Source organism: Sinomonas sp. G460-2 (assembly GCF_047759905.1).
In the GTDB taxonomy this organism is placed as follows: domain Bacteria; phylum Actinomycetota; class Actinomycetes; order Actinomycetales; family Micrococcaceae; genus Sinomonas.
This window is the reverse complement of sequence record NZ_JBKZWT010000290.1, coordinates 1-4568: the sequence shown is the minus strand read 5'-3', so window position 1 is coordinate 4568 and position 4568 is coordinate 1. Positions and strand designations below refer to the sequence as shown.

The window sequence follows — 4568 nt, the reverse complement described above, 5'->3', positions numbered from 1 at the left end:
CCGCGAGCTGCCGCTCGCCATGGTCCGGGATGTCGCGGTCCACCAGTCGGTCGCGCAGTCGCTCGCCCGCTCGGGAACGATAACCTTGACAACAGGGCAGGCCGCGAGCCTCCGGCTCGACGACGTGCCTGACGTGCGCAGCTTCCGGCAGCTGGTCCTGGATGCGATCGATCAACTTCCGCCGGACCAGGGCTTCGCCGGTTCGTACGACGGCGGCCTGCCGGGCCCGCGCGACGGGGCTGAGTTCTCCGACGCCCCGCTGCCGAGGGAGCCGAGAGACTGATGGAGGGCGACGCGATGGATGAGGAGCTGAACCCTGCTGCGCCCGACGAGCCCACGGACCAGGAGTTCGACGAGGCCCTCGACGTGGTGGTGGTCGATCCTGCCGAGGCTCCCGCGCGGTCCGACTACCGCGGCGCCGCGAAGTCGCTCGAGAGCCTCCTTCTGGGCGGCGAGCGCACGCTCAAGCGCCGCGATGTCGCGCAGGGCGTGGGCCTCTCGCTGTTCTCCGCCCGGAAGCTGTGGCGCGCCTTGGGCATGCCGAACTTCACCGACGACGATCTCGCGTTCACGAGCGAGGACCTCGAGCACCTCAAGATCCTCCCGGGGCTCGTGCGCGAGGGCGTGCTGACCGAGGACGCCGCGATCTCCGTGACGCGGGCCATCGGCCAGATGACCGACCGCATGGTCGTGTGGCAGGTCGAGGCGCTCGTCGAGGACATGGTCGCAACCCAGGGCATCACGGACGCGGAGGCCCGAGTACGGCTCGTCAACGAGCTCCCGCGCCTCATCGAGCCGCTCGAGGAGATGCTCGTGTACTCGTGGCGCCGGCAGCTCAGCGCGGGCGTCCAGCGGCTCGCCGTGCGCGCCAAGGAGGGACTTGAGGCGAGCGAGGAGGGGCGCAAGGGCACCGAGGACGACGCACCGCTCCCGCTCGCGCGCGCGGTCGGCTTCGCGGACCTCGTCTCCTACACGAGCCTGTCCCGGCGCATGAACGAGAAGACCCTGGCCCGGCTCGTGCAGACGTTCGAGAGCATGTGCGCCGAGGTCATCTCCGTGGGCGGCGGGCGGCTGGTCAAGACGGTCGGCGACGAAGTCCTCTACATCGCGGAGACCCCGACGGCCGGTGCGGAGATCGCGCTGGCCCTCTCCCGCGAGATCGCCGCGGACGAGCGCCTCCCGGAGGGCCGGGTCGCCATGGTGTGGGGCCGCGTCCTGAGCCGCCTCGGCGACATCTACGGTCCGACCGTGAACCTTGCGGCACGGCTCACGGCGATCGCCGATCCGGGGCAGGTTCTCGTCGATGAGCTCACGGCCGGCGTCTTGGGCAGCGATCCGCGCTTCGTGTTCGAGGGGCTCGAGGCTCAGAACGTGCGAGGTTTCGGCGAAATTCGGCCCGTCGCGCTCAGGCGCGGCGAGGGAACGGGTATCGTCCTCGACTGATGGTGCAAGCAACGGGAGGGCCCATGGCGGAGACCGATAGTCGGCGACACCCTGCTTCCCTTGCGTTCGACGTCGGCGCCGCGACCGACCGCGGCAGCGTGCGCGAGCTCAACGAGGATTCGTTCCTCGCGCGGGAGCCGGTGTTCGCCGTCGCGGACGGCATGGGCGGGCACGAGGCCGGCGAGGTGGCGAGCCGCCTGTGCATCGAGTCGCTCGCGGACGAGCCCGTTCTGCGCCCAGGGCGGCGCACCGTCACGGCACTCGACGTGATCCTTGCCGTGCGCCGCGCCGATCTCAGCATCCGGGAGGCCACGGGCGCGCTCGCGGGAACGACGCTCGCCGCCGCGATCCTCACGGAGGGCGAGGATGGCGCCCTCGCGTGGCTCGTGGCCAACGTGGGCGATTCGCGCGTCTACCTCGAGTTCGAGGGCGAGTTCTCCCAACTCACCGAGGACCATTCCGAAGTGTGGGAGCTCTTGGCCCTCGGCGAGCTCACGCCAGAGGAGGCCCGCGTGTACCCGCGGCGGAACGTCGTGACGCGGGCGCTGGGCACGGGCTTCGACGCCGATCCCGATCTGTGGACGTTCCCCGCGAGCCCCGGCCAGCGGCTCCTCGTGTGCTCGGACGGACTCACGTGCGAGCTCGAGGATGAGCAGATCGCGGGCGTCCTCGCCGAGCACGGCGACCCGCAGGCCGCGGCCGACGCGCTCGTGGCGGCCGCGCTCGAGGCGGGGGGAAGCGACAACGTCACGGTCGTCGTCGTCGGCGTGCGCACGGGCGACGACGATGGCGCCCCTGCGCCGCCCCTTCCACTGTCGGAGGGGTAGGGCAAGATAGGACACGTGACCGCAGAACCCGTGATTCCGCCCGATGCCCCGTCTGCGACGCTCCGTGAGGAGTACGAATCCCTCGCGGATGAGGTGCGCCGACACCGGGCGCTTTACTACAACCAGGACGCCCCGGTCATCTCCGACGCCGAGTACGACGTCCTGTTCCGGAAGCTCGAGGAGTTCGAGGCGCTGCACCCCGAGCTCGTCTCCAACGATTCGCCCACCCAGGAGGTAGGCGGCGAGGCGACGGCCGCTTTCGCGTCGGTCACCCACCTGAGCCGTATGTACAGCCTCGAGGACGTGTTCTCGATCGAGGAACTCGACGCGTGGATCGCGCGCGCCGAGGCGAGCGTCGTGGGGCTCGGCGGCAACCTTCCGCCGGTCCGGTGGCTCACGGAGCTCAAGATCGACGGCCTGGCCATCAACCTCCTCTACCGCCGCGGGGAACTCGTCCGCGCGGCCACGCGCGGCGACGGCCGCACGGGCGAGGACGTGACGCACAACGTGCTGACCATCAAGGCCATCCCGCGGAAGCTCGCCGGCGAGGGCCACCCTGAGGAAGTCGAGATCCGCGGCGAGGTCTACATCCCGCAGAAGGCGTTCAAGGAGTTCAACGACGCGCTCATCGCGGACGGCAAGGCGCCGCTCGCGAATCCCCGCAATGCTGCGGCGGGCTCGCTGCGGCAGAAGGACCCCGCGGAGACGGCCAAGCGGCCCCTGAGCATGTTCGTGCACGGCGTCGGCGTGCGCGAGGGCATTCCCGCGACGAGCCAAGCGGAGACGTACGCGCTGCTCAAGTCGTGGGGCCTGCCCACGAGCCCTTACTTCGAGGTCCTCGAGACCTACGCCGAGGTGAGGGAGTACATCGAGAAGTACCGCGAGAAGCGGCACAGCCTCATCCACGAGATCGATGGCATCGTGATCAAGGTCGACGACTTCGCAACGCAGCGCGCGCTCGGTCACACGAGCCGCGTGCCGCGCTGGTCTGTCGCGTTCAAGTACCCGCCCGAGGAGGTCCACACGAAGCTCCTCGACATCCTCGTCAACGTGGGGCGCACGGGCCGCGTCACACCGTTTGGCGTCATGGTCCCCGTCAAGGTTGCCGGGTCCACCGTGGAGATGGCCACGCTCCACAATCAGGACGTCGTGAAGGCCAAGGGCGTCAAGATCGGCGACATCGTGGTGCTCCGCAAGGCCGGGGACGTGATCCCCGAGATCGTGGGGCCCGTCCTTGCGCTTCGAGACCAGCAGGATCCGCCCGTTCGGGACTTCGTCATGCCCACCGCATGCCCCTCGTGCGGAACGCCCCTCGCGCCGGCGAAGGAGGGGGAGGTCGACATCCGGTGCCCGAATGCCCGCTCGTGCCCGTCACAGCTGCGCGAGCGCGTGTTCCATGTGGCGGGCCGCGGCGCGTTCGACATCGAGGCCCTCGGCTGGGAGGCGGCCATCGCACTGACTCAGCCCTCCGAGCCCGAGGTTCCTCCGCTCGAGAACGAGGCCGGCCTCTTTGAGCTGAGGCCCGACGATCTGCGGGACGTGAAGATCCGCCGCCAGAAGCGGACCAAGGGATCCGCCGACGGTGAGTGGGAACTCGTTCCGTACTTCTGGAACAAGGCTCAGTCCAAGCCGACGGTCAATACCGAGCGTCTCTTCCGCGAGCTCGAGAAGGCGAAGTCGCAGCCGTTGTGGCGCGTCCTCGTGGCGCTGTCCATCCGGCACGTGGGGCCGACGGCGTCCCGCGCCCTCGCGACCCGCTACGGGTCGATGGACGCACTGCGGGCAGTCCTCGACGCCGAGGGCGCGCGCGAGCAGCTCTCAGAGGTCGACGGCGTGGGTCCCATCATTGCGGACGCGCTCATCGAGTGGTTCGCCGAGGACTGGCACCGCGACATCGTTGATCGCTGGAAGGCCGCGGGCGTCAAGATGGAGGACGAGCGCCACGCCGCTGGCCCGCGCACGCTTGAGGGGCTCACGGTCGTGGTGACCGGCTCGCTCGAGGGCTTCAGCCGTGACGAGGCCAAGGAGGCGATCATCGTGCGCGGCGGGAAGTCCGCGGGATCCGTGTCCAAGAACACGGACTACGTGGTCGCGGGGGACAACGCCGGCACCAAGCTCGACAAGGCCGAATCGCTCGGCATCCCCGTCCTCGACGAGGACGGCTTCCGTGCGCTCCTGGCCGAGGGCGCGGCCGGAGTTGGCGGAGGCGTGAGCGCCGCGGCCCAACCGGAGCCCGAGGCTGAGTTGGCAGGCGAGCCCGTGGCCCTTCTCGAGGCGGACGAGGCACCGTGAGCGCGG

Annotated in this window: 4 protein-coding genes; all 4 read left to right on the top strand. The window is 70.0% G+C overall.

Going from position 1 to position 4568, the window contains the following annotated elements:
* A partial coding sequence (locus ACLN58_RS18265) for a PH domain-containing protein (RefSeq protein ID WP_415856667.1) occupies nucleotides 1-283 on the top strand: 283 nt, incomplete at its 5' end.
* 14 nt (nucleotides 284-297) lie between these two features.
* Nucleotides 298-1443, top strand: a complete 1146-nt coding sequence (locus ACLN58_RS18260) for an adenylate/guanylate cyclase domain-containing protein (RefSeq protein WP_415856666.1) — start codon at nucleotides 298-300, stop codon at nucleotides 1441-1443.
* A 23-nt stretch (nucleotides 1444-1466) separates the two neighbouring features.
* Nucleotides 1467-2270, top strand: coding sequence for a PP2C family protein-serine/threonine phosphatase (locus ACLN58_RS18255; RefSeq protein ID WP_415856665.1), 804 nt, complete (start codon nucleotides 1467-1469; stop codon nucleotides 2268-2270).
* Between the two features lie 15 nt (nucleotides 2271-2285).
* The gene (ligA, locus tag ACLN58_RS18250; protein ID WP_415856664.1) at nucleotides 2286-4562 is read left to right on the top strand and encodes an NAD-dependent DNA ligase LigA; all 2277 of its coding nucleotides are present in this window, start codon (nucleotides 2286-2288) and stop codon (nucleotides 4560-4562) included.
* The last annotated feature ends 6 nt before the right edge of the window (nucleotides 4563-4568 follow it).

What these genes read in the sequence shown, in the direction of transcription:
- ACLN58_RS18260 (WP_415856666.1), top strand. Translation starts at nt 298, where the DNA reads ATGGATGAGGAGCTGAACCCTGCTGCGCCCGACGAGCCCACGGACCAG.
- ACLN58_RS18255 (WP_415856665.1), top strand. Translation starts at nt 1,467, where the DNA reads ATGGCGGAGACCGATAGTCGGCGACACCCTGCTTCCCTTGCGTTCGAC.